We start from the raw sequence: 24,487 nt of genomic DNA on the forward strand, positions 1-24,487 counted from the left end.
CCCCGCCGACCCCCCCCCCCCCGGGCCGGGCGGAGGGGCCCCCCCCCCCACTCCGCCACTCACATGTGCGGTCAGAGGTTCAGGTCGGGGAGGCCGAGGAGCGAACGGTACTCGAGACCCTCGGCCGCGATCACCTCGTCGGCACCGGTCGCGCGGTCGACGACGGTCGCGACACCGACGACGATCGCCCCGACGTCGCGCAACGCCTTCACCGCGGTGAGCGGAGAGTTGCCCGTGGTGGTGGTGTCCTCGACGACGAGGACACGCTTGCCGACGACGTCCGGTCCCTCGATCTGCCGCTGCATGCCGTGCGCCTTCGCGGCCTTGCGCACCACGAACGAATCGATCGGCCTGCCCGGGGCGTGCATCACGGCCATCGCCACCGGGTCGGCGCCCATCGTCAGTCCGCCGACGGCGTCGAAATCCCAGTCCGCCACCAGCTCACGCAGCAACTTCCCGATGAGCGGGCCCGCCTCGTGATGCAGCGTGGCGCGGCGAAGGTCCACGTAGTAGTCGGCTTCCTTGCCCGAAGACAACGTCACCTTGCCGTGCACAACTGCCAGCTCACGCACCAACGCGGCCAGATCCTCGCGATCGCTCATGCCCGAAACCCTACCCACCTCTACGTGCGAGCACGCCCCCGGCCGAACACGTTGGTCAGCCGCCGGACCAGACTCTTCGGGACGAGGCGACCGGCCGTGGTCAGTACCTTGTACTGAAGTCCGGGAATGCTCACGACCTTGCCGTCCTCGAGATCGGACAGCGACGCCGCGACCACCTGGTCGACGCTCAACCACATCGGCTTCGGAATCGAACTCATCTCGATGCCCGCGCGCTCGTGGAACTCGGTGCGGATGAAGCCCGGGCACAGCGCCTGGATCCGCACACCCGTGCCGCCCAGCCCGTTCGCCAGTCCCTCGGAGAACGAGATGACATACGCCTTGCTCGCCGAATAGGTCGATCCGCGCCCGGACAGCAGGCCGGCGACGCTCGCCACGTTGATGACGGTGCCGTTCGCCGACGCGATCATGGTGGGCAACGCCGCGCGGGTCAGTTGCATGACGGCGGTGACGTTCACGTCCAGCTGGGACTGCAACAGCTCCGGCGTCGCCGTCCAGAATTCGCCCGAAGTGCCGAATCCGGCGTTGTTGACCAGCACCTCGACACCCTTCCCGAGGCGCTGCGCCACTTCCTCGCGCCCGGATGCCGTGGCCAGATCGGCCTGCAGGATCTCGGACTCGGTGTCGAACAACGCCTTCATCTCGTCGGCGAGGGCCTGCAAGCGGGTTTCGTCACGCGCGACCACGAGGTCGTAACCGAGAGACGCGAATTTCCTCGCGAAACCGGCACCGAGCCCCGACGTCGGGCCGGTGACGAGAGCAACGGGTCGGGCGGAACTGGAGGGCGTCGACATACCGGTGACGGTAGCAAGGCGCTGCGCGCCTGTGCGCGGTTAGCGAGTCCCAGGACTCGTCACGCACTCACGGGCGCGGAGCGCCGGGGGCCGGCGGCCGGGGAGCGCCGGGGGCCGGCGGGCGGGGAACGCCGGAGGTCTGCTGCCGGGGAGCGCCGGGAGCCGGCGGTCGGGGAGACGTCGGACGCTCGGGACGCGCCTCGGCGGGAGCGCCTTCGCGTAGTCGCGGGCGGCTCGGGTCGTGGTGGCCGCGGTCGAGTCCGCGCGGTTCGGTGACCGGGGGCAGGACGTGCAGGATGCCGGACAGCCGGGCGACGGCCTCGATGGCCGAATCCCATTCACGGCCGCTGCTGCCGATGGGCAGCGAACCGAGGGTCCACTCGCCTTCGCTCCACAGCATGTTCACATGCGGCGGCACCGACTCGGTGAACGCCACCATGCGCTGATCGCAGACCCTGCGGGCGATTTCGAGGTCGGTGGCGAACACGACTCGCGGTCCGATGGCACCGAGGAGTTCGAGATCCGAATCCTTCGGCGGCGGGGTCGACTTGAGGCGCAGGTCGATGTCGACGTCCGAGCCCACCCGTCGGCGCACGGCGACGATGGTCGCGGTCTCCTCGAGGTCGAACAGAATGAACGACTCGCCCCGGCGTTCGCCCTTCACCACATCGATGGCGCTGAGGTACTCCTGCTTGGCCAGCGCGGCCCGATGGAACTGGCCGGGCAGCTTCTCTTCGACGTTGTCGTACGTGTAGCCCTGGGCCTTGGCCCAGATCTGCCGCACACGACCCGTCTGATCACGACGCGAGCGATCGAAATAGAGCAGCGCGCACGCGCCTGCGAGTGCGATCAACGCCAGTACGAACCACATTCCCGTCATCGGTGATCAGCCTAGCGAGTCGACGCCGTTACGAGGCGAAGCGGTACCCGGACACCCCGTGTCGGTTTTGCCCGGACCCATCGTCTCAGTTACCGCCGAGCTTCGGCAGCTCGGTGCTGATGATCGTCTCGGCCATCATCGTGCCGTTCTCGACCTTCGTTCCCTGCACCATCACGGTGAACCCGGGCTTCAGATCGGCGACCGTGGTGCCGTCGAGTGCGATCACATTGGTCTGCGCGTTGGTCTGGACCGTCAACTGGGAACCGCCGAGGGCGTCGAGGGTCAGAGTGGAGCCGTCGTTGGCGCTGATCGTTCCGAACGCGGCGCCGGCAGCGCCGATGGCCTCGCCGATTCCGCCGGGGAGTTGATCGAGCGGCGACTCCGACGTGGTGGACGGCGGCGGGGTCGTCGTCTTCGGCGGCGCGGTGGCGGGCGGACGGGACGTGGTGGGGCCCGCCGCCGTGGTGCTCGAGGAATTGTTCGGCGCGGATGTGAAGAGGGCGACACCGAAGCCGATGACGGCGATCAGCAGCAGCGCGGCCGCGGTCGCGGCGATCCACGTGCCGATCCGGCGGGGTTTCTTCTCCTCGGGGCTCTCCGCGACCGGCGCCTGGTACTGCGAGCCCGGGTACTGACCCGGCGGGTACTGGGCGTTCGGGTACTGCCCCGTCGGATACCCGCCCTGGTACTGCTGGGCGTCGTACGTCGGATACGCCTGTGTGGCGTTCGGCGGCGGAGCCTGCGGGTCGTACCGCGGATCGTAGGTCGGGTAGGCCTGCGTCGGATTGGGCTGGTTCCGCCCGTACGCCGCGGTCGGATCGGACGTGTAGAACTGCTCGGTCGGTGTGCCTGCGGGGCCCATGTGCTCGGTGCGCTGCTCGGGCGATCCGAGATGCTCGGTCGGCTGGTCCCGCCGCGACCACGCCTGGGTGGGGTCCTCGTCACCAGCCCTCGACGCGGAATCGTCGGTGGTCCACGACTCCGTTCCGTCGTACGCGCGTTCCTGCGGGGTGCGCGGGTCGTCGGGGTTCGTCATGATCGGCCCCTCCCTCGGGTTCGTCCGGCCGGTGTCCTGCGGCTACGGACGGTCCAGGGTAACGACGAAACTTAAGACGTCGCTGTGAAAACACAGGTGAGTGGCACGGCGTGCGGGAGCACACCGTGCCACTCACCCGAGGGGTCAGCCGAGGACGAGCGCGTCCCCGGTCTCGGAAACCTTCACGGGGACGGTGTCACCGTCCTTGACGTCACCGGCGAGGAGCAGCTTCGCGAGCTGGTCGCCGATGGCCTGCTGGATCAGCCGGCGCAGCGGCCTGGCCCCGTACATGGGGTCGTAGCCGCGGACGGCCAGCCAGAAGCGGGCCGACTCGGACACGTCCAGCGTCAGTCGCCGCGCCGCGAGCCGGCGGGACAGCTGGGTGAGCTGGATGTCGACGATGGACTCGAGCTGCCCTTCCGTGAGCGACTCGAAGATCACGACGTCGTCGAGCCGGTTGATGAACTCCGGCTTGAACGCGTGCCGGACCGCATCCATCACCTGCTCCCGTGATCCACCCGCACCGAGATTGGACGTGAGGATCAGGATGGTGTTGCGGAAGTCGACCGTGCGTCCCTGACCGTCCGTCAGCCTGCCTTCGTCGAGGACGGCGAGCAGGATGTCGAACACGTCGGGGTGCGCCTTCTCCACCTCGTCGAACAGCACGACCGTGTACGGACGCCGCCGCACGGCCTCGGTGAGCTGGCCGCCCGCCTCGTACCCGACGTATCCGGGCGGGGCGCCGACGAGCCGGGCCACCGAATGCTTCTCGCTGTACTCGGACATGTCGATGCGGACCATGGCGCGCTCGTCGTCGAACAGGAAGTCCGCGAGGGACTTCGCGAGCTCCGTCTTACCGACGCCGGTCGGTCCGAGGAACAGGAACGACCCGGTGGGCCGGTTGGGGTCGGCGACTCCGGCGCGGGCGCGGCGAACCGCATCCGAGACGGCGACGACGGCCGCTTCCTGGCCGACGACCCGCTTGCCGAGTTCGGACTCCATCCGCAGCAGCTTGGCGGTCTCGCCCTCCATCATGCGGCCGGCGGGGATGCCGGTCCATGCTGCGACCACGTCTGCGACGTCGTCGGGACCCACTTCCTCCTTGAGCATGACGTCGCCGTCGGCGGCGGCACCGGACTCGCGGGCCGCCTGCTCGAGTTCCTTCTCGAGCTGCGGGATGCGGCCGTACCGCAGCTCCGCGGCCCGGCCGAGGTCGCCGTCGCGTTCGGCGCGTTCCTCCTCGCCGCGCAGCGTCTCGAGCTGTTCCTTGACCCCGCGCACGGAGTCGATGGCCTGCTTCTCGTTCTGCCAGCGGGTGGTCAGCTGATTGAGCTTCTCCCGTTCGTCCGCCAGTTCCTGACGCAGCTTCTCGAGCCGGTCCTTCGACGCCGCGTCGGATTCCTTCTGCAGCGCCATCTCCTCGATCTCGAGGCGGCGGACGATGCGTTCGACGGAGTCGATCTCCTCGGGTCGCGAGTCGATCTCCATCCGCAGCCGGGACGCGGCCTCGTCCACGAGGTCGATCGCCTTGTCCGGGAGGAACCGGGACGTGATGTACCGGTCGCTGAGCGTGGCGGCGGCGACGAGCGCGGAGTCGGTGATGCGCACGCCGTGGTGCACCTCGTACCGCTCCTTGAGCCCGCGCAGGATGCCGACGGTGTCCTCGACGGAGGGTTCCCCCACCAGCACCTGCTGGAAGCGGCGTTCGAGGGCCGCGTCCTTCTCGATGTACTTGCGGTACTCGTCGAGCGTGGTCGCGCCGACGAGCCGCAGCTCGCCGCGGGCGAGCATCGGCTTGATCATGTTGCCCGCGTCCATCGCGGACTCACCGGTGGCACCCGCACCGACGATGGTGTGGAGCTCGTCGATGAACGTGATGACCTGACCGGCCGAGTTCTTGATGTCGTCGAGGACGGCCTTGAGTCGCTCCTCGAACTCGCCGCGGTACTTGGCGCCCGCGACCATCGATCCGAGGTCGAGGGAGATCACCGACTTGCCGCGCAGCGATTCGGGAACGTCGCCTGCAACGATGCGCTGAGCGAGCCCCTCGACAATGGCGGTCTTGCCGACGCCGGGCTCACCGATCAGCACCGGGTTGTTCTTGGTCCGGCGGCTGAGTACCTGCACGACGCGGCGGATCTCGATGTCGCGGCCGATCACCGGGTCGAGCTTGCCGTTGCGGGCCGCCGCGGTGAGATCGGTGGAGTACTTCTCGAGCGCCTGGTACGTCCCTTCCGGGTCCGGGCTGGTGACGCGCGCACTGCCGCGGACGGTGGTGAACGCGTCACGCAGCGCCTCGGGGGTGGCGCCGTGCCGCTTCAGCAGTCCGGTCACGTCCGACTCACCCGAGGCGAGTCCGACCATCAGGTGTTCCGTCGACACGTACTCGTCGTCGAGTTCGGTGGCGAGGTGCTGTGCTGCGGTGAGTGCGGCGAGGGCCTCGCGGCCGAGCTGCGGTGTGGTCGTGGCGCCCGTCGTCTTGGGGAGCCGGTCGACGAGATCCTGCGCTTCACGATGGACCACGGTGGGATCGACGCCGATCGCCTTGAGCAGCGGGGCGGCGATGCCGTCGGTCTGGTCGAGCAGGGCCACGAGCAGATGCGCGGGCCTGATGTCGGGATTACCGGCCGACGACGCCGACTGGAGCGCAGCGGTCATCGCGGCCTGGGTCTTGGTGGTCGGATTGAACGAGTCCACTGTTCACCTCTTCTGGCGTTGTAGAGCGGTCCGCCGCCCGGGGCCGAGTGGCACGTGGCGACGCTGTCATCTTCTTAACGCGCGAAGGGTTGAGTCTGTTCCGCTCAACTTTGGAAATTTTCCGCTACACCCATTCTCTCGCCCCGCGACGGTTCGCGGGGCGAGATGTCAGGCCCCGATCGCGGCCGCCATCGTCGGCCAGGATGCGGACAGGTCGTCGCGCCAGTACCCCCACGAGTGTGTGCCGACCGGCCGGAGATCGACCGTGGCCGGAATGTCCAGGGCGCGGAGTTTCTCCGCCAGCCGTATCGTGCAGTCGTTGGTGACGGCCTCGATGACACCACCCACCACGACCTGCGTCGCGAGGTTGCGACGGTCGCCGCCGACGGTCCGGGCGTCGAGGGTGTCGTACGGTCCCGGCAGCCCGCTGCCATTGGAGATGTAGAGGGTGGTCCCCCGGAGCTTCTCCGCGTTGACGTACGGATCGTTCGCGGCCCACAGCGGATCGTTGGCCGCACCCCACATGTTCTCGGGGTTGCCGCCGAAGTCCGACACCGTGATCTCGACGAACCGCCGCGCCACCGGGTCGCTCGTCATCGCGCACCCGCTGTACGCCCCGACGCTCTGATACAGCCCCGGCTTGGAGATCGCGAGGTTGAGGACGCTGGTGGCCGACATGGACAGCCCGGCGATGGCGTTCTTCCCGGTCGTCTCGAGCGCGGAATCGACGATGGGTGACAGTTCCTTCGTCAGGAACGTCTGCCACTTGTTCCGCCCGAGCTCGGGGTCGTCCTGCTTCCAGTCCGCGTAGTAACTGGACTGGCCACCGAACGGGATGACCACGTTGACGTCCTTGTCGGAGAAGAACTTCTCGACGTCCGCCTTCTGCTCCCAGCCGAACTGCTCGGAGTTCCCCTCGACGCCGCCGAGCATGTAGACGGTGGGACGCTTCTCCGACGCGGCCCGGATGACCCGGACGGTGATGTCCTTGTCCATGGCGGTCGAGTGGACGGTGAAATTCATCTGCGATTCGCCCACCGTGGTGACCTCGACCAACCGCGAACCGTCGGGCGCCTCGTCGGCCGAGATCGACTCGATCGTCGTCCGGGGTTCGGCGGAGACGACGCCTCCGCCGCCGATCGCCGTCAGCGTCACGGCCGCCACGACAGCGGCGGCTCGGCGAACCCGGGCCGAACTGGGCATCCCCGGACGAAACCGACCCCGATCCCGCGCACCGCCAACTCTCATGGGCCCCCCTCGGTAACACTGCCTGTTAACTGGATGCATCGTGCCTTGCCGGTGGTCACAGCTCAATAGCGACCCACCGAAATACCGGGGGCACACGCCGAACCGGCCGTTGCCGTAACCCGGGGTCCGCCCGCGGGACGGCTAGAATGCGGGTGTTCGAATCAGCAGGCACGGAGGCAGGGGACGGCTTGACACGAGATTGCCTCGATCCGCTCGTGATTTCGCGTCTGCGCGCCAGCTTTTCGTCGATCGTGTCCACCGAACACGGACGCAACCGGCTCACCACCACGTTCTACGCCACCCTGTTCGCCGAACACCCCGAATTCCGCGCGCTCTTCCCGCCTGCGCTGGATCAGCAGGGTCACCGCCTGTTCCAGGCACTGCAGTTCGTCATCGACAACCTCGACGACGAGGGCCGGGTCCTCGGTTTCCTCAGCCAGCTCGGCCGCGACCACCGCAAGTACGGCGTCGAGGGCAGGCACTACTTCGCGTCGGGCAATGCGCTGCTGGTCGCCGTGCAGAGTTCCTTCACCCAGGCCATCTGGACGCCCTCGCTGACCGCGGCCTGGACGGAACTGCTCGACCTCCTCCTCCACACGATGGCCGACGCCGCGGACACCGACGACCTGCCCGCCGCGTGGGGCGCCACCGTGGTCGATCACGAACGCCGCCTCGACGACCTCGCGATCGTCCGTCTCGAGACCGACTCCCCCATCCCCTACGGTGCGGGCCAGTACCTCAGCGTCCAGATCCCGCAGCGACCCCGGATGTGGCGGTACCTGTCGGCTGCCATCCCCGCCAACCCGTACGGCCAGCTCGAGTTCCACGTCCGCCGCGTGTCGGGTGGGTGGGTGAGCCCCGCCATCGTGAACGAGACGCAAGTGGGCGACCGCTGGCTGCTCAGCTCCCCGCTGGGCGGTCTCGAGGTCGACCGCGACAGCGGGCAGGACGTCCTGATGATCGGTTCGGGGACCGGCATCGCGCCGCTGCGCGCCCAGGTGATGGAAATGGCGATGCGGTCGAACAATCCGCGGGTCCACATGTTCGTGGGCGGCAAGTATCCGTGCGATCTGTACGACATCGAGACTCTGTGGCACCTGTCGCTGAGCAATCCGTGGCTGACCGTGGTTCCCGTGTCCGAGGAGGACGAGGACCCGTGGTGGCACACGATTCCCGCCCCGGAGGCGCCGCCGGGATTGCATCAACGACTCCAGGGGCAGCTCGGCCGCGTCGTCGCCCGGTTCGGGTCGTGGGCGGACCGGCAGATCCAGATCTCCGGTTCTCCGGCGATGATCAAGACCACCGTGTACGCGTTGCAGCGCGGCGGTACACCGCCCGAACTGATCCGGCACGACCCCCTGATCTAGTCGCGCAGCCCGTCCCTGCCCATCCGCTATCCGGTTCGACCGTCGGGAGAGCATCACGCCATGCAAGCCACGCAGACCACCTGGACCAGCACTGTCGTCGAACATCACCGCCTGCGGCACGACCTCGCCGTGGTCCGCCTCGTCGGTGACTACGTCCCGTTCGCGCCGGGGCAATACGTGGACGTGAGCGTGCCCCAGAACCCGCGGCTGCTGCGCAGACTCTCCCCCGCCCTGCCGCCGTCACTGGACGGCAAGCTTGAATTCCACGTCCGGACGGTGCCCGGTGGCTGGGTCAGCGGTGACATCGTCACGGGGACCTCGCCCGGCGACCAGTGGCAGATTCTCGAACCGCGCGGCACGATGTCCGTCGACGAGGACGGGCCGGATGTCATCATGGTCGCCGGCGGCACCGGCCTGGCCCCGTTCCGGTCGATCCTGCTGGACCTGTCGCGCAAGCCGAATCCGCCGCGGGTGTTCCTGTTCACGGGCGATCGGACTCCGCGCGATCTGTATGCGTCCGACATGCTCTACCTGCTGCTGCAGGATCTGCCGTGGCTCACCGTCATTCCGGTGGTGGAGAACGTCGTGAATCCGGACTGGACCGACGAATGGTACGAGCGCACCAGAGTGGACGTGGGGTTCACCGAGGACGACCTCATCGAGGGCTCGCTACCCGACGTCGTGACGTCCTACGGCGCGTTCACCGAGCACCAGGTGCTGGTGTGCGGTTCGGCGGCGATGGTCCGCGCCACCCTCGACCGTCTCCGGGACACCGGGACCCCCACGGAGAACATTCAGTTCGACCCGTACTGAGCCGTTCGGATCAGTAGGACGGGTCGTGCCGGATGTTCTCCGGCGGAGTGCCCGCCGCGTGCAGCCGGAACTTGGTGGTGTTGATCATCGCCTCGGAGCCGACGAGCTGGATGTCGCGCTCGGCCCACGTCCCGAAGTCGGCGACGACCTGCCCGACCTTGCCGGTCAACCGGCGGTGCATGCCGGGCAACGCGGCGCTGCTCGGGCCGGTGTACCACCACGGGTCCTCGTCCTCCTCGGTGACCGGGACGACGGTCAGCCACGGATTCTGCTCCGCGAGTGCCCACAGGGTGCCCAGGTCGTAGAGGTCGCAGGGGTACCGCCCGGCGAAGAAGACGTGGACGCGGCGGTCCTGGCCGCGCTGCGACATCTGCAGGATTTGCGCGCGGAGCGGCGCGATTCCCGTCCCCGATCCGATCATGAGGATGTCGCGACCGTTGTCGTAGCGGACTCCCAGGTCGCCGAGCGGGGACCCGATCACCCACCGCTCGCCCACGAGTGTCTGGCTGACGATGGCGGGGCTGACCCAGCCGCCCGACACCCGTCGGACATGGAACTCGATGACGCCCTGGTCGTTGGCGGGGTTCGCCGGCGACAGGTACCGCCACATCCGGGGACGCGACGGCACCTGCACGCTCACGTACTGACCGGCGGTGTAGGTCATCGGCTCGTCGAGTTGCAGGCGGACGATCGACACGTCCTTGCGGACCTGGAGGTGCTCGATCACGGTCGCGCCCCACGCCGGCGGGCCGCTTGCGGCGTTGGCCGCATCCATCATGGTGGCGGCGACGACCGAGAGGACGTCGCGCCAGGCCTGCTCGAGTTCGTCGGTCCACGGCTCGGTCGAGGGGAACTGCTCCACTGCGGCGATCAGGGAGTTGCCGACGGCGACGTAGTGCGCGTCCTCGATTCCGTACTTACGGTGGTCGCGGCCGAGCTGGGCGAGGTAGGCGAGGATCTGCCCGGATTCCTCCTCGAGCCGTTCGATCACGTACTGGACGGCGGAGATCAACCGGTCGCGTTGCACGTCCATGGCCGCGGGGAAGAAGTCCCGGGCGTCGGGATACCGCGCGAACAGCAGGGCATAGAAGGACCGCGACAGAGTCTGGGGCCCGTCCGGCACCGCCGCGATAGCCTTGAAACTCGACCGGACCAGCGATATTGCCTGTGAATCCACCGCGCATCCTCGTCACCGACTGAACGCGGCCTCGCCGCGAAGTACTTGGGCAGACTATAGGCGCGGGCGCCACGCCGCAGACCAGGTCCCTTGTTTTCCGCCCTGGTCGTGCTATCCGACCGCTCGGTCTGCACTTTCCCAGTACCGGGAGCGCAGCGCCTTCTTGTCGAGTTTGCCGAGCGGGGTGAGCGGCAGCGTGTCGACGAAGTCGATCGATTTGGGGGCGTGCACCGATCCCTTCGCGGCCCGCACCCGTTCGACGAGTTCGGCGGCGTCGACCGTCTGCCCGGCCCGCAATACCACGCACGCCTTCACGGCCTCGCCCCACTTCTCGTCCGGAACGCCGACCACCGCGACCGAGCCGACGGCCGGATGCGCCGAGATGACGTCCTCGATCTCCCGGGGGAACACGTTGAATCCGCCGGTGACGATCATGTCCTTCTTTCGGTCGACGATCGTCATGAATCCGTCTTTGTCCTTGCGTGCGACGTCGCCTGTGTGCAGCCATCCCCCGCGGAAGGCCTCGGCGGTCTCGGCGGGCTTCTTCCAGTACCCCTTCATGACCAGCGGGCCGCGGACGCAGATCTCACCGAGCTCACCCTGGGGGACCTCGTTCAGGTCGTCGTCGAGCAGGGCGACGTTCAGCCAGGGCACGGGACGCCCGCACGTCGCGAGCCGGCTGGGATCGTCCGCCAGGTGCTCTTCCTTCCGCAGCACCGCGATGGTCATTCCGCATTCGGTCTGGCCGTAGAATTGGAAGAAGATCTGGCCGAACTTCTCGATGCCCTCCTTCAACCGGGCCGGCGACATCGCCGAGGCGCCGTAGAAAAGGGTCTGCAGGCTGGACACGTCCCGCTTCGGCAGGTCGGGGTGATCCATCAGCAGGTAGATCATGGTGGGGACGAGCATCGTGGCCGAGATCTTGTGCTTCTCGATCGCCTCGAGGACGGCACCGGGCTCGAACGCGGGCAACACGATCAGCGCGCCGCCACGCAGCAGGGTCGGGATGAAGAAGGCGGCGCCGGCGTGCGACAGCGGCGTGCAGATGAGGAAACGCGGTTCGTCGGGCCACTGCCACTCGGCCATCTGAATCTGGTTGAGCGTCGCGCCGGACTGGTAGGAGCCGACGACGCCCTTCGGCTTGCCGGTGGTGCCGCCGGTGTAGACCATGCTGCTGTTGTCGTCGGCGGCCACGTCCGCCGCCCGCAGGCGTTGCGGGGTGAAGTTCTCGGCGAGGGCGAGAATGTCGGTACCCACTTCGGACGGCCCCAACGACAACACGTTCTCGATCGACGGCGACTGCGCCACCAGTTCGGCGGCGCGCTCCTCGAAGGCGGTGGGATCGAAGATCAACGTCTGAATCTCGGCGTCCCCAACGATGTACAGATGGTCGTCGAGCGAGCCCATCGGGTTCAGCGCGCTGGCGCGGCATCCGGAGATCATGGTGGCGCCCATGCTGATGAGCACTTCGGGCCTGTTCTTGGACAGCATGGCGGTGCTCGTGCCTTTACCGATTCCGAGTGAAGCCAGTGCCTGCGCAAAGCAACTGATCTGATCGCGCATCTCACCGCCGGTGAGGACGACGTCGCCGAGGTAGAGCGCCGGCTTGTCGGAGTTGCGTTCCAGTGCAGTGATGAGGAGGTCTGCAGCGAAGGCGGGTCGATGCAGATCTGCGAACTCGTCGGTCATCTGTAATCCTTCTACTCCCGCGACGCCGAGGCGCATTGGTCCGGCGGCCTGGATTTCCTGTGTCCTGGGTCACCGACACCCTAACCGGAAACCGGAAAAACTGAAACCTGTTCCACCTGGCTCGCGGGTGGCGACGGCAACTCCGCGCCGGAACACGTCCGATATCGTGAGGTCCATGAGTCCGCAGGACCGAATCGCAGAACGGATCTCGACCGCGGCGCAGAGCGCGCACGTCTTCCTCGCCACGGCGGAATCCCTCACCGGCGGGCAGATCTCATGCATTCTCGGCGCCGCGCCCGCGTCCTCCGACTGGTACCGGGGCAGCGTGGTCGCGTATTCCAGCGAAGTGAAACACCGGGTGCTGAAGGTGCCGGACGGTCCCGTCGTCAGTGAGGCCAGTGCCCGCGCGATGGCAAGTGCGGTCGCGGAACTGCTCGGAGCCGACATCGCCGTCGCAGTGACCGGTGCGGGCGGCCCCGACCCCCAGGACGGGCAACCGCCGGGGACCGTCTGGTTCGGACTCTTCACCCACGGCCGCATCGACACCGAGATGCACCGATTCGACGGTGAACCGCAGGACGTCGTGACCGCAACGACCGACCGTGCCCTGGAACTGCTCGAGCAGGCGCTGACCTCCGCGCCCGGTCGAGTTCCTCCCCCTCTCGCATAGATCTCCGAGAGTCGGGTAATCGTCCGTGCGGGCACCTCTACACCCGAGGAGGATTTCCGTGCCGAAGACCACCGACAGCGGCAAGCCGAAGAAGCGCGAGCTCCCCGGGACGCTGAAGAAGTCGTCCGAGAAGGCGCAGCGCACGTTCGCCAAGGTGTACGACTCCGCAATGGACCAGTACGGGGACGAGGAACGGGCGCATCGCGTCGCGTACGACGCCCTCAAACACAGCTACGAGAAGGTCGGGGACCACTGGGAGGCCAAGGACGAGAAGGGCCCCTCGGACGAGCGCGCGAAGAGCGGCGGCCCGAACGCGTCCGGTGAGACGGCAGAGGGCGTCGACGCCAACGCGAGCAAGGACCACCTCATGCACATCGCGCAGCGACTCGACATACACGGCCGGTCCACCATGACCAAGGACGAACTCGTCGACGCGATCGAGAAGGCGAACCGGAGAGCCCGATGAGAGCCGTGACGTGGCAGGGCAAACGGAAGGTCAGCGTCGACACCGTTCCCGACCCGGTGATCGAACAGAAGACCGACGCTGTCGTCGAGATCACCACCACCAACATCTGCGGCTCCGACCTGCACCTGTACGAACTGCTCGGTGCGTTCATGAACGAGGGCGACATCCTCGGCCACGAACCGATGGGCATCGTCCGCGAGGTGGGGTCCGAGGTGACCGACGTGAAGGTCGGCGACCGGGTGGTCATCCCGTTCCAGATATCCTGCGGCAGCTGCCACATGTGCGATCGGAAGCTGTTCACCCAGTGCGAGATCACCCAGATCCGGGACGAGGGCATGGGCGCGGCGCTGTTCGGCTATTCGAAACTGTACGGGAGCGTTCCCGGCGGCCAGGCCGAGTATCTTCGGGTGCCGCACGTGAAGAACACCCACATCACGGTTCCGGAGGGTCCACCGGATTCGCGCTTCGTGTATCTGTCCGACGTGCTGCCGACGGCATGGCAGGCCGTCGAGTACGCGGAGATACCCGACGGCGGTTCCGTCGTCGTTCTCGGGCTCGGACCGATCGGCGACATGGCGGCACGCATCGCCACGCACAAGGGTTTTCGGGTCATCGGCGTCGATCTCGTGCCCGAGCGGCTCGCCCGAGCGCGGGCGCGGCAGATCGAGACGGTCGACCTGAACGACGCCGAGGGCGAACTCGGCGACGTGATCCGGGAGATGACCGACGGCCGCGGACCCGATTCCGTCATCGACGCCGTCGGCATGGAAGCGCACGGCTCCCCCGGCGCGAAACTCCTGCAGCAGATCACGTCGTACCTGCCCGATGCCATCGCGGCCCCGTTGATGTCGACGGCGGGAATCGACCGGCTGCACGCGCTGTACTCGGCCATCGACATCGTGCGGCGCGGCGGCACCCTCTCGCTCATCGGGGTGTACGGAGGAATGGCGGACCCGATACCGATGCTCACCCTGTTCGACAAGCAGATTCAGCTGCGGATGGGGCAAGCCAACGTGAAGCGGTGGGTGCCGGACATCCTGCCGTTGCTCACCGACGCCGACCCCCTGGGTGTCGACACGTTCGCCACTCACGAACTGCCACTGGACCACGCGCCGCACGCGTACGAGATCTTCCAGAAGAAGGAAGACGGCGCTGTGAAGATTCTCCTGAAGCCGTGATGTCTTCCCTCTGGCTCGATCACGTCGCCGGTCACCGCGGCGCGGTAACGGGGCGATCGTGGGACGAACGCGGACGGTACGACACCGTGGTGGTGGGCGCGGGGGTGACCGGGCTGATCACCGGGTTACTGCTCGCCCGTGCGGGACAGCACGTCGCCGTCGTCGAAGCGCGAACCATCGGGGCCGTCACGACAGGGAACACCACGGGCAAGGTCAGTGTGCTACAAGGTACCCGGCTCGCCGAGATCGGCCGACGCCACGCGTCGCACATCCTGCGCTCGTATGTCGAGGGAAACCTGGAAGGCCAGCAGTGGCTGCTCCGGTACTGCCACGACCGCGAGATTCCCGTCGGCACGGCACCGGATTTCACGTTCGCGCAGACCGAGTCCGGCGTCGACGCGGTGCGCGCCCAGTACACGGCCGCGCGATCGGCGGGCCTGCCCGTGCGACTCGTGCCCGAACTCGAGATACCGGTGCCCCACGTCGACGCCGTCACACTCGACGACCAGGCGTTCCTGGACCCGATGCCCGTTCTCCATGCGGTGGCCCGCGACCTGATCACACACGGCGGCGACGTGTTCGAGCACCGTCGTGTGACGTCGGTCCGGACGCTGGTGCGATTCCACGTCCTGTCGACGCCGGACGGCGACATCGAAGCCCGCCGCGTGGTTCTCGCGACGGGAACTCCGATCCTCGACCGCGGAGGATTCTTCGCCCGGCTGAAGGCGGAACGATCGTATGCGGCGGCGTTCCGGGTGCCGGGCGGTGCACCCGGGGGCATGTACCTGACCGCCGATCAGCCCACCCGGTCGCTGCGCCCAGCCGAGGCCGGTCGTGTTCTGGTCGTCGGCGGCAACGGTCACGACGTCGGGCGAAGCACGTCGCCGCAGGCAGCGGTCGACGATCTACTGGCCTGGACCGGCCGTCACTTTCCCGGGGCGACGCCGACCCACCGCTGGTCGGCGCAGGACTACTCCTCGCTGAACGCGCTCCCCTACGTCGGCCCACTGGTTCCCGGCAGTGACGGCATTCTCGTCGCCACGGGCTACGGCAAGTGGGGTCTCTCGAACGGCGTCGCCGCCGGTCTCGTGCTCGCCGGACGCATTCTGGGTGGCCACATGCGGTGGGGTGAGGCATTCCAGAGCTATTCGCCGACGCAGCTTTTCGACCTTCCGGCGGCGGTGAAGGCGAACGGCGAGGTGGCGGTGGAGATGGTCGCGGGCTGGGGTGACGCGCTCGTGGGGCGGCAACGCGGGCAGGGCCGGGCACGCATCGTGCGAGAGGGACTGCTGCCCGTCGGCGAATACACCTCGGACGGTCACACCGAGCGTGTCTGCGCCGTCTGCCCGCACCTCGGTGGCGTGCTCCGCTGGAACGATGCGGAGGCTTCGTGGGACTGCCCGCTGCACGGGTCCCGATTCACTGCCGGCGGAACACTTCTCGAGGGCCCCGCAACCACCGATCTCCGACGACTCTGATTCCCACCCGATTGGCTTCGGGCCGACCGGGTACCCGTCGCTTGTGTTCACCAGAGGAAGGAAGTGCCCATGACATCGGCAGACACACTGCGCGGCCGGAAGGTCGCGATCCTGGCCACCGACGGGGTCGAGGAAGTCGAACTCGTCGAGCCACGAAAGGCCGTGGAGGACGCCGGCGCGGAGGTTCGGCTGATCTCGTTGTCCCCCGGCAAGATCCAGGCCATGAACGCGGACGTGAACGCGGCAGGCACCTACGCCGTCGACGCCGTGGTCGGCGACGTGTCGGTCGCCGACTTCGACGCACTGATCCTGCCCGGCGGCACCACGAACCCCGACCACCTTCGGATGGACGAGTCGGCCGTCGCCTTCGTCCGCGACTTCGTCGCTTCGGGCAAACCGGTGGGCGTGATCTGCCACGGACCGTGGACGTTGGTCGAGGCCGACGTCGTCCGCGGCCGCACTCTCACGTCGTATCCGAGCGTGCGCACCGACATCCGCAACGCCGGCGGAACCGTGGTCGACGAGGAAGTGGTGGTCGACAACGGATTGGTGTCGAGCCGCAACCCCGACGACCTGCCCGCGTTCTGCGCGAAGATCGTCGAGGAATTCGCCGAGGGCCGTCACCCGCAGTGACTAGTCCATCGGCGAGTGTGGTCGGGTCGGGTCCGTTGCGGGCGTCGACCCGACCCGCGCCGTGAAGAATCCGAGCGCGACCATTCCGGCGCCGAGTGCGAAGTGCAGCCAATTGTCGGCCGTGTTGACCGGCACGAAGTTCGCCGCACTGGCCTGGTCGATCACCAGTCCGTAGATCCACAGAACGAGATAGACCACACCGCCGACGATCAGGTACAGGCGCGCAGTCTGTACGGTCCGGGCGAATGCGATGCCGGCGACGCCGAAAATCAGGTGAACGAGGTTGTGCAGCACCGAAACCTGGAATATTCCCAGCAGTTTCGCACCCGAATGGTGCCCGGCGCCGCCGAGCAGATCGTAGTCGGTCGTGATGCCGGGAACGAAGCCCAGGATCCCGACCAGGAGGAATACCGCACCCACGACGAGCGCGGCGATCTGAACCGGCGACTTCGTCCGGGATGACTCGCGCGTACCCATTGCTCTGCCCTTCCTTCGCGATCGACTGGTCCCCGATTACCCGTCAGCGAACACGTCAACCGCCCAGCGCCGTCAGCGGGAGTCCGGCACCGTCACCACCACGCGGGTGCCCGATCCGGGTGAGGACGTGACGTCGAAGGTGCCGCCGAGGTTTTCGACCCGCACGATGTGCGACGCCAGCCCGATGTGCCCCTGCGCCACCCGTTCCGGGACGACGGCCGGATCGAAACCGGCGCCGTCGTCGGCGACCGTCAGCGTGGTCCGCCCGTCGGCGCGGGTGAGTGCGAATTCGATCGTCGTGGCACGGGCGTGTCTGGTCACGTTGGTGAGCAGTTCCCGCGCCACCCGGTAGAGCAGCTCCTGGCAGTCGGGGTGACCGACGTCGTCGAGGCTCACCGACATCTCGAACCCCCGCCGGGCGTAGAGATCGGTGAGCTCGAGCAGCGCCGCGGTGAGGCCCAGCTGCGCGAGGACCTGCGGATGCAGTGTGGTGACCGTGGACCGCAGTTGCGCCGCGGTCTCGCGGAGGGCGGACTCGGCGGCGACGAGCATGTCGTCCGGGTTTCGCTCCAGGGCCTCCTCCACGTCCAGCCGGGCGGCCAGGACATTCTGCAGGGGCCCGTCGTGAAGGTCTTCGGCCAGTTGCCGTCGCTCGCGTTCCTCGGCGCCCATCGATTCGGCGATCAGCTGCCTGCGCACATCCATCAGCGAGATCACCGTCGCAGAGCGCCGGACCAGCACGTACGACAACGCCGTCGTCGCGGCCGCGAGCCACAACAGAAACCCGAAGTAGAGGTACACCTCGTCGGGGAAACCGACTGCGTCGTCGCGCTTGGAGTAGATGATCCACACCACCTGGTACCCGACGGCGGTACAAACCCCGACGATCGCCGTCAGACGCGGCCGGTACTGGAACGCCACCGAGATCGGCAGCAGGAAGAACACCGGCAGCAGCACCGACGTCGCGCCGCCCGAGGCGATACACAACGCCACCACCGCGGTGACGTCCGCCGCGGTGGACACCCAGCCCGCCCACGGTCCGACGTCCCGCACCAGAACGAAGATCAGCCAGCCGAGCGCCAGAGCCGCATACCCGATCAGCAGCCCGGCGAAGACGTCGGGTTTCCAGTGCACCACGCGGATCACCGGCCCGAGCAGCGCCATCAGCCCGATCAGCGGTAACCGGAGAATGGCGGTCACCCGGACGGCCTCGGTGCTGTAGCGACGGACTACGCGACTCTGGGACGGAAGCGGCACGTCACTCCAGCAAGCCGCGTCGCATCGCCTCGGCCACCGCGGCCGCGCGGTCGCTCACCCCGAGCTTCTCGTAGAGGCGCTGGACATGGGTCTTGACCGTCGACGGTGCCAGATACAGCTCACCGGCGATCGTGGGAATGCTCTGGCCGCGCGCAATGAGCGCCAGCACTTCCTTCTCCCGGCCGCTCAGCGCCGGCCCGACCGGTTCACTGCGACGACGCACCTCGCCGGCCAGTCCGACGGCGAGGGAGGCGGGGAGGACGTCGCGGCCCTGAGCGCAGTCCAGGACGGCTTTCACGATCTCCGCCCGAGTGGACTCCTTGGGCAGGAACCCCGCCGCCCCCTCCTGCAACGCGTGGTAGACGATCGCGGACTCGTCGTGCGCCGACAGCAGCAACACCCGCGTGGCGAGTTCGGCTCGCCGGACGGCCGCCGCCACCTGGGAACCGTCCAGCTCCGGCATCCGATAGTCGAGCAGTGCGACGTCGGGGGCGAGTTCGCGGATCAGGGCGAGCGCCGCCGCACCGTCGTCCGCCTCGCCGACCACCTCGATGTCGCCACTCGCCAGGAGCGCACGGACGACACCGTCCCGAAAGATCGGGTGGTCGTCGCCCACCACCACACGCACGGCGCTCACGGCGCGGCCCGATGCGAAGCGACTCCGGCGAAGTCCATTGCTCACTTTCTCACGAGAGCAGGCCCGCGCGGAGCACTTCGCGGCGCCGGTGTCCCCCGATCGGTGGACACCGAATTCATCCCGCCCTCGGTCCTGTCGGTGGACAGACGACGGCGCACATTCGCGACATAGTTGGTGCACACCGGAAAACGGGGAGATCGGAAACCGAAACCCCCACGGCCCCAGACGTTCCCCCCGAAGTGTCACAACTCAGGAGAAGCCATCATGCGCACCCTCGCCCGCCGCCGCGTCGCACTCTTCATCGCACTGCCCGCCACCGCAGTGGCCGTCACCGGATTCGCCATCGCCGCAGCCGGTGTTGCCACCGCGGGCACGATGTCGACATCGGGACCCACGATCGCGATGACGATCAGCAACGACACCGACCTGCCGATGGTCCTCGCGGGCTCGTCGAACCCCTACGGGCAGTGGATTCAGGCGCCGTCGGACTACCTCGCCCCGCACAGCAGCCAGATCGTGAAGGCATTCTCCACCGATCCGAACGGCGTCGAGGTGGACGCCACCTACTCGCTCCCCGGTGGTGCCCAGGCCGTGTTCCGCGCCGACAACTACAGCAACACCACCGACGTGGACGGCACCCGCGTCGACGCCGACTACGGCCACGCCTACGGTATCAGCAGCTGGATCGACTCGGGCTACCCGAACATGAACGCCGGCTACCACCTGTACGGACACCCCTGACAGACGATCCCGACCATCCACCGAACACTCGAAGAAAGCCGGAGAACATGATCATGCACGTCACCGAGACCCCCACCCCCACCGTCTCCCGCACGATGTGGACCACCGAGGAGATCAAGGCACGTCTCGAGGAGATGAACATTCCGCGATCACGCACCCGCCGCGGGCCCCGCTGGGGCAACCGCGACCGATGAGCCGGGGGTTGGGGCCCGATGTCGCACTGGTTCACTCCGACAGGACCAGTGCGACATCGGTTCGGTTCACCCGAGAGATCGCCGGGTCAGCGCTGGTGTCGCGGCTTCCACACGACGAGCGCATTGCTCCGCGGGATCGGCACCAGGTCGCGCCGGTAGCCGGCGTGAATCTTGGCGATCTCCTCGGCCAGCTCGCGAACCCGGTGCTGTAGAGCCTCCACCTGGTTGGTGAGTTCGATGATCCGCTTGATCCCGGCGAGGTTGACGCCCTCGTCCTGCGAGAGGCGCTGCACCTCACGGAGCAGCGCCACATCCCGCGGCGAGTACCGTCGCCCGCCACCGGACGTGCGGTGCGGGGTGACGAGACCGAGCCGGTCGTAGTTGCGCAACGTCTGGGCGTGCATGCCGGCGAGTTCCGCGGCCACCGAGATCACGAAGATCTGGGCGTCCGGATCAACGGCGGTCTCGCGTGGATCCTGGGTCGTATCGCTCATCAGGCACCTGCCCACCCGGCCCTGGGATCGAATCCGCTGGCCTTCTCTGCTTCCAGATAGGTCTTCAGTGCTTCGGTGGCGGGGTCGTCGAGCTTCTGCGGAACGGCGACCTTGACCGTGACCAGCAGGTCACCGGCGCCACCCGCGCGCTTGGGAACGCCTCGGCCGCGTACCCGCAGAACCCGGCCGTCGGCTGTGCCCGCCGGAATCTTCACACCGACGCGCCCCTCCAACGTGGGGACGGAGACCGTGGTTCCGAGCACGAGCTCACCGTAGCTGACGGGGACGACGAGGGTGAGGTCGTCGCCGTTGCGGCCGAACACCTTGTCGGGACGCACCCGGACCGTGACGAACAGGTCGCCGGACGGCGCGCCGCGCAGGCCCGCCTCCCCCTGGCCTGCCAGCCGGATCTTCTGTCCGTCGCTGACACCTGCGGGAACGCGGACGGTGATGGTGCGGGTCCGGTTGGTGACGCCGTTGCCGTGGCACACCTCGCACGGCGAGTCGATGATCGAGCCGGTACCGCGGCAGTCGTCGCACGGCTCACTGAACCCGAACGCGCCCTGGTTTCGGCTGACGATTCCGGTCCCGTTGCAGCGCGGGCAGACTCGCGGGCTGGTTCCCGGCTTGGCACCGCTGCCGTGGCAGGTGGTGCACGGCGACGGACTGGTCAGCCGCAGCGGAACGGTGACGCCCAGCGTGGCTTCACGGAATTCGAGGGTCGTCTCCGTCTCGACGTCGCTGCCACGACGGGGACGGTTGGTCGTGCGGGTCGCGCCGCCACCACCGGCGCCGCGATTGAACAGGCCACCGAAGATGTCGCCGAGGCCGCCGTCACCGGCCGCCGCGCCGCCGCCACCGAACAGGTCGTTGATGTCGAATCCGCCCTGGCCGAAACCGCCGGCTCCGGGGTTGAATCCGCCGCCGCCCTGACCGAAACCGCCGCTCGCGAACAGTCGCCGGGCCTCGTCGTATTCCTTGCGCTTGGCAGGGTCCGAGAGCACGGCGTGTGCTTCGCTGACGGACTTGAAACGCTCCTCGGCCTTCGTGTCGCCGGGGTTCGCGTCGGGGTGAAGGTCGCGGGCGAGTTTGCGGTACGCCTTCTTGATCTCGTCCGCGGATGCGTGGGACGAGACGCCCAGCTCCTTGTAGAAGTCCTTTTCGATCCACTCCCGTTGGCTCACTGGGCGTCTCCTCCTCTCGCTCTTACTCTTGTTCCGACTCGGCGGGCTTCGCCGCCTCGTCGGAGGTGTTCGCGCCGGCATCGCCGGCGCGATCGATCACAGCTACCATCGCATGCCGCAGGACGCGATCACCGAATTTGTAGCCCTTTCGCATCACCGTGCCGAGAACGGGGTCGTGACCCTCGCCCTCGTGCTGCACTGCCTCGTGCAGCGCCGGATCGAATGCGTCGCCCTCGGCACCGAACTCGCTCAGCCCGAGCGAGGTGAGGGTGCCGGTGAGCTTGTCTGCCACACCCTTCAGCGGCCCCGAGTCGAGGTCGCCGTGGCTGCGTGCACGGTCGAGGTCGTCCAGCACCGCGATGAGTTCACCGACGACGGACGCCTTGGCGTTCGCGATGTCGGCCTGCTTGTCGCGCTGGACGCGGCGGCGGTAATTGGCGTATTCCGCCTGCAGTCGCTGCAGGTCAGCGGTGCGCTCCGCCAACTCGTCCGTCTCCGGAGCTGCCGTGTCCGGCAGGTCCCCTTCGTCCACCGAGCCGGGCTGCGGGGCGGCAGCGGTGCCCGCGAGGGGCTCCACTACCGGCTCCGCGTCCCGTGTCCGACCGGTCTCGGGGTCGATCTTCCGCTTGTCCACGAAAGTGACCGGTTCCTGCTCGGTGTTGTCGGACGTCACTTCTTCTCCGAGTCGGACGGCTCGTCCACGACCTCGGCGTCGACGACGTCGTCGGCACCACTCGCGCCGGAACCGTCGGTGTTGGCGGCTTCCTCGGCGGCACTGGCCTCGTAGATCGCCTGGCCGAGGGCCTGCGACTCGGTGGCCAGCTTCTCGACCGCGGTCTTGACGGCCGCGATGTCGGTGCCTGCGAGAGCGTCGTTGGCTTCCTTGATGGCAGCCTCGACCTTCTCCTTGACGTCGGCGGGCACCTTGTCCTCGTTGTCCTTGATGAACTTCTCGGTCTGGTGCACGAGCGACTCGGCCTGGTTGCGCACCTCGGCCTCCTCGCGGCGGGCCTTGTCTTCCTCGGCGTGAGCCTCGGCGTCCTTGACCATCCGCTCGATCTCTTCCTTGGACAGACCGGAGCCGTCCTGGATCTTGATCGTGTTCTCCTTGCCGGTGCCCTTGTCCTTGGCGGTCACGTGCACGATGCCGTTGGCGTCGATGTCGAAGGTGACCTCGATCTGCGGCACGCCACGCGGGGCGGGCGGCAGGTCGGCCAGCTCGAACGAGCCGAGCAGCTTGTTGTGCGAGGCGATTTCGCGCTCACCCTGGAACACCTGGATCTGCACCGAGGGCTGGTTGTCGTCAGCGGTGGTGAAGGTCTCGGAACGCTTGGTCGGGATGGTGGTGTTGCGCTCGATGAGCTTGGTCATCACGCCACCCTTGGTCTCGATGCCGAGGGACAGCGGGGTGACGTCGAGGAGCAGCACGTCCTTGACCTCGCCCTTGAGGACGCCGGCCTGCAGGGCGGCGCCGACGGCGACGACCTCGTCCGGGTTGACGCCCTTGTTGGGCTCACGGCCACCGGTCAGCTCGCGCACCAGATCGGAGACGGCGGGCATACGGGTGGAACCACCGACGAGCACGACGTGGTCGATGTCCTTGACGGCGATGCCGCTGTCCTTGATCACGGCCTGGAACGGCGCGCGGGTGCGGTCGAGGAGATCGGACGTGATCTTCTGGAACTCGCTGCGAGACAGCTGCTCGTCGAGGAACAGCGGGTTCTTGTCCGCGTCGACGGTGATGTAGGGCAGGTTGATCGACGTGCTCTGCGAGGAGCTCAGTTCGATCTTGGCCTTCTCGGCGGCCTCGCGGAGACGCTGCAGAGCCATCTTGTCCTTGGTCAGATCGATGCCGTTCTGAGCCTTGAACTTGTCGACGAGCCACGTGACGATGCGCTCGTCCCAGTCGTCACCACCGAGGTGGTTGTCGCCGGACGTGGCGCGAACCTCGACGACGCCGTCGCCGATTTCGAGCAGCGAGACGTCGAAGGTGCCGCCACCGAGGTCGAAGACCAGGATGGTCTGTTCCTTGTCGCCCTTGTCCAGGCCGTAGGCCAGTGCGGCCGCGGTGGGCTCGTTGACGATGCGCAGGACGTTGAGACCGGCGATCTGGCCGGCTTCCTTCGTGGCCTGACGCTGGGCGTCCTCGAAGTACGCGGGGACGGTGATCACGGCGTCGGTGATGTCCTCACCCAGGTACGCCTCGGCGTCGCGCTTCAGCTTCATGAGCGTGCGCGCGCTGATCTCCTGGGGCGTGTACTTCTTGCCGTCGATCTCCACGTTCCAGTCGGTGCCGATGTGGCGCTTGACGGAGCGGATGGTGCGATCGACGTTGGTGACGGCCTGGTTCTTGGCGGGCTGGCCGACCAGCACCTCACCGTTCTTGGCGAAGGCGACGATCGACGGGGTGGTGCGTGAACCTTCGGCGTTGGCGACCACTACGGGCTCGCCGCCTTCCAGCACAGACACGACCGAGTTCGTTGTACCGAGGTCGATACCGACGGCACGAGCCATAGTGTTCCTCACTTTCGTTTTGCAGTCCTGTGGGCAGGTTTTCATTACTGAACTGCGATGTTGGCGCTTAGTGAGCGCCCTCCGCTCAAGTTTGCACTCCGACACCGTCGGGAGTCAATTCGAACTTGAGTCTTGCACGCTCATGTTGTCGTAAGGCTCAACGGAGGGGTGCGGAGATTTGTTCCCGGATGCCCACATTTTGTTCGGGCGCCGTGTTTCGGCGGCGTGCTTCGGGGCCGCCGA

General features: G+C 67.6%; 24 protein-coding genes. 9 read left to right on the top strand and 15 right to left on the bottom strand.

Translation table 11 applies throughout. The annotated features are described in order from the left end of the window. Positions 1–71: 71 nt before the first annotated feature. The 6 genes from pyrE to QM806_RS27125 form a co-directional block, all read right to left on the bottom strand. Positions 72–602, bottom strand: coding sequence for an orotate phosphoribosyltransferase (pyrE, locus tag QM806_RS27100; protein ID WP_005238397.1), 531 nt, complete (start codon positions 600–602; stop codon positions 72–74). A 20-nt stretch (positions 603–622) separates the two neighbouring features. Next, positions 623–1,414, bottom strand: coding sequence for an SDR family NAD(P)-dependent oxidoreductase (locus QM806_RS27105; protein WP_283293364.1), 792 nt, complete (start codon positions 1,412–1,414; stop codon positions 623–625). Positions 1,415–1,481: 67 nt separating this feature from the next. Next, positions 1,482–2,285, bottom strand: coding sequence for a TtfA family protein (locus QM806_RS27110; protein ID WP_168442982.1), 804 nt, complete (start codon positions 2,283–2,285; stop codon positions 1,482–1,484). Positions 2,286–2,379: 94 nt separating this feature from the next. Next, complete coding sequence (locus QM806_RS27115) at positions 2,380–3,330, bottom strand: DUF5666 domain-containing protein (protein WP_169693139.1); 951 nt, start codon at positions 3,328–3,330, stop codon at positions 2,380–2,382. 144 nt (positions 3,331–3,474) lie between these two features. Beyond that, positions 3,475–6,027 (bottom strand): ATP-dependent chaperone ClpB, encoded by a 2,553-nt coding sequence (gene clpB, locus QM806_RS27120; protein ID WP_283293365.1) that lies wholly within the window; start codon positions 6,025–6,027, stop codon positions 3,475–3,477. A gap of 168 nt (positions 6,028–6,195) precedes the next feature. Continuing rightward, positions 6,196–7,230, bottom strand: coding sequence for an alpha/beta hydrolase (locus QM806_RS27125; RefSeq protein WP_005256809.1), 1,035 nt, complete (start codon positions 7,228–7,230; stop codon positions 6,196–6,198). Positions 7,231–7,421: 191 nt separating this feature from the next. Between QM806_RS27125 and QM806_RS27130 the strand changes: the two genes are divergently transcribed. Beyond that, the gene (locus tag QM806_RS27130; RefSeq protein ID WP_050998683.1) at positions 7,422–8,642 is read left to right on the top strand and encodes a globin domain-containing protein; all 1,221 of its coding nucleotides are present in this window, start codon (positions 7,422–7,424) and stop codon (positions 8,640–8,642) included. Between the two features lie 60 nt (positions 8,643–8,702). Continuing rightward, positions 8,703–9,455, top strand: coding sequence for an FAD-binding oxidoreductase (locus tag QM806_RS27135; RefSeq protein ID WP_007299771.1), 753 nt, complete (start codon positions 8,703–8,705; stop codon positions 9,453–9,455). Positions 9,456–9,465: 10 nt separating this feature from the next. Here the strand turns inward: QM806_RS27135 and QM806_RS27140 are convergent, their stop codons facing one another. Both QM806_RS27140 and QM806_RS27145 read right to left on the bottom strand, forming a co-directional pair. After that, positions 9,466–10,632, bottom strand: a complete 1,167-nt coding sequence (locus QM806_RS27140) for an FAD-binding oxidoreductase (RefSeq protein ID WP_065489904.1) — start codon at positions 10,630–10,632, stop codon at positions 9,466–9,468. A gap of 111 nt (positions 10,633–10,743) precedes the next feature. Then, positions 10,744–12,321 carry an AMP-binding protein gene (locus tag QM806_RS27145; protein WP_005574696.1) on the bottom strand — a complete coding sequence of 526 codons (1,578 nt, stop codon included), beginning with the start codon at positions 12,319–12,321 and terminating at the stop codon, positions 10,744–10,746. Positions 12,322–12,496: 175 nt separating this feature from the next. Here QM806_RS27145 and QM806_RS27150 point away from each other — a divergent pair, with 175 nt between their 5' ends. From QM806_RS27150 to QM806_RS27170, 5 genes are all read left to right on the top strand, one after another. Continuing rightward, positions 12,497–12,991: a CinA family protein gene (locus QM806_RS27150; RefSeq protein WP_005256797.1), complete on the top strand. Its 495-nt coding sequence runs from the start codon at positions 12,497–12,499 to the stop codon at positions 12,989–12,991. A 58-nt stretch (positions 12,992–13,049) separates the two neighbouring features. Continuing rightward, entirely contained in the window at positions 13,050–13,457 is a 408-nt protein-coding gene (locus QM806_RS27155; RefSeq protein WP_054248076.1) for a ChaB family protein, read from the top strand. After that, positions 13,454–14,635, top strand: a complete 1,182-nt coding sequence (locus QM806_RS27160) for a zinc-dependent alcohol dehydrogenase (protein ID WP_005256795.1) — start codon at positions 13,454–13,456, stop codon at positions 14,633–14,635. Before QM806_RS27155 ends, QM806_RS27160 begins: the two co-directional genes overlap by 4 nt. Beyond that, the gene (locus QM806_RS27165; RefSeq protein ID WP_283293366.1) at positions 14,635–16,113 is read left to right on the top strand and encodes an FAD-dependent oxidoreductase; all 1,479 of its coding nucleotides are present in this window, start codon (positions 14,635–14,637) and stop codon (positions 16,111–16,113) included. Before QM806_RS27160 ends, QM806_RS27165 begins: the two co-directional genes overlap by 1 nt. 69 nt (positions 16,114–16,182) lie before the next feature. After that, positions 16,183–16,746, top strand: a complete 564-nt coding sequence (locus QM806_RS27170) for a type 1 glutamine amidotransferase domain-containing protein (RefSeq protein ID WP_005256793.1) — start codon at positions 16,183–16,185, stop codon at positions 16,744–16,746. Here the strand turns inward: QM806_RS27170 and QM806_RS27175 are convergent, their stop codons facing one another. The 3 genes from QM806_RS27175 to QM806_RS27185 all read right to left on the bottom strand — a co-directional run bounded on the left by QM806_RS27175 (position 16,747) and on the right by QM806_RS27185 (position 19,108). Further along, entirely contained in the window at positions 16,747–17,223 is a 477-nt protein-coding gene (locus QM806_RS27175) for a DUF4383 domain-containing protein (protein ID WP_005574686.1), read from the bottom strand. A 72-nt stretch (positions 17,224–17,295) separates the two neighbouring features. Next, complete coding sequence (locus QM806_RS27180) at positions 17,296–18,480, bottom strand: sensor histidine kinase (RefSeq protein WP_043794002.1); 1,185 nt, start codon at positions 18,478–18,480, stop codon at positions 17,296–17,298. Between the two features lies 1 nt (position 18,481). Then, on the bottom strand, positions 18,482–19,108 hold the full coding sequence (locus QM806_RS27185) for a response regulator (RefSeq protein WP_025432069.1): 627 nt from the start codon (positions 19,106–19,108) through the stop codon (positions 18,482–18,484). A 273-nt stretch (positions 19,109–19,381) separates the two neighbouring features. On the opposite strand from QM806_RS27185, the gene QM806_RS27190 reads away from it, so the two are divergent. After that, entirely contained in the window at positions 19,382–19,858 is a 477-nt protein-coding gene (locus tag QM806_RS27190; RefSeq protein ID WP_283293367.1) for a hypothetical protein, read from the top strand. Between the two features lie 47 nt (positions 19,859–19,905). Beyond that, on the top strand, positions 19,906–20,052 hold the full coding sequence (locus QM806_RS27195) for a hypothetical protein (RefSeq protein ID WP_009478761.1): 147 nt from the start codon (positions 19,906–19,908) through the stop codon (positions 20,050–20,052). 86 nt (positions 20,053–20,138) lie between these two features. On the opposite strand, the gene QM806_RS27200 is transcribed toward QM806_RS27195, so the two are convergent. Genes QM806_RS27200 through dnaK form a run of 4 tightly spaced genes read right to left on the bottom strand, consistent with a single transcriptional unit; the run spans position 20,139 to position 24,244 of the window. Beyond that, positions 20,139–20,546, bottom strand: coding sequence for a heat shock protein transcriptional repressor HspR (locus QM806_RS27200; RefSeq protein ID WP_005238357.1), 408 nt, complete (start codon positions 20,544–20,546; stop codon positions 20,139–20,141). After that, on the bottom strand, positions 20,546–21,730 hold the full coding sequence (gene dnaJ / locus QM806_RS27205) for a molecular chaperone DnaJ (protein ID WP_005238348.1): 1,185 nt from the start codon (positions 21,728–21,730) through the stop codon (positions 20,546–20,548). The genes QM806_RS27200 and dnaJ overlap by 1 nt, the downstream gene beginning before the upstream one ends. A gap of 22 nt (positions 21,731–21,752) precedes the next feature. Then, on the bottom strand, positions 21,753–22,403 hold the full coding sequence (grpE, locus tag QM806_RS27210) for a nucleotide exchange factor GrpE (RefSeq protein ID WP_005256786.1): 651 nt from the start codon (positions 22,401–22,403) through the stop codon (positions 21,753–21,755). Next, the gene (gene dnaK, locus QM806_RS27215) at positions 22,400–24,244 is read right to left on the bottom strand and encodes a molecular chaperone DnaK (RefSeq protein ID WP_037243515.1); all 1,845 of its coding nucleotides are present in this window, start codon (positions 24,242–24,244) and stop codon (positions 22,400–22,402) included. Before dnaK ends, grpE begins: the two co-directional genes overlap by 4 nt. Positions 24,245–24,487 lie beyond the last annotated feature (243 nt).

The organism is Rhodococcus sp. IEGM 1351 (genome assembly GCF_030056875.1).
GTDB classification, from domain to species: domain Bacteria; phylum Actinomycetota; class Actinomycetes; order Mycobacteriales; family Mycobacteriaceae; genus Rhodococcus_F; species Rhodococcus_F opacus.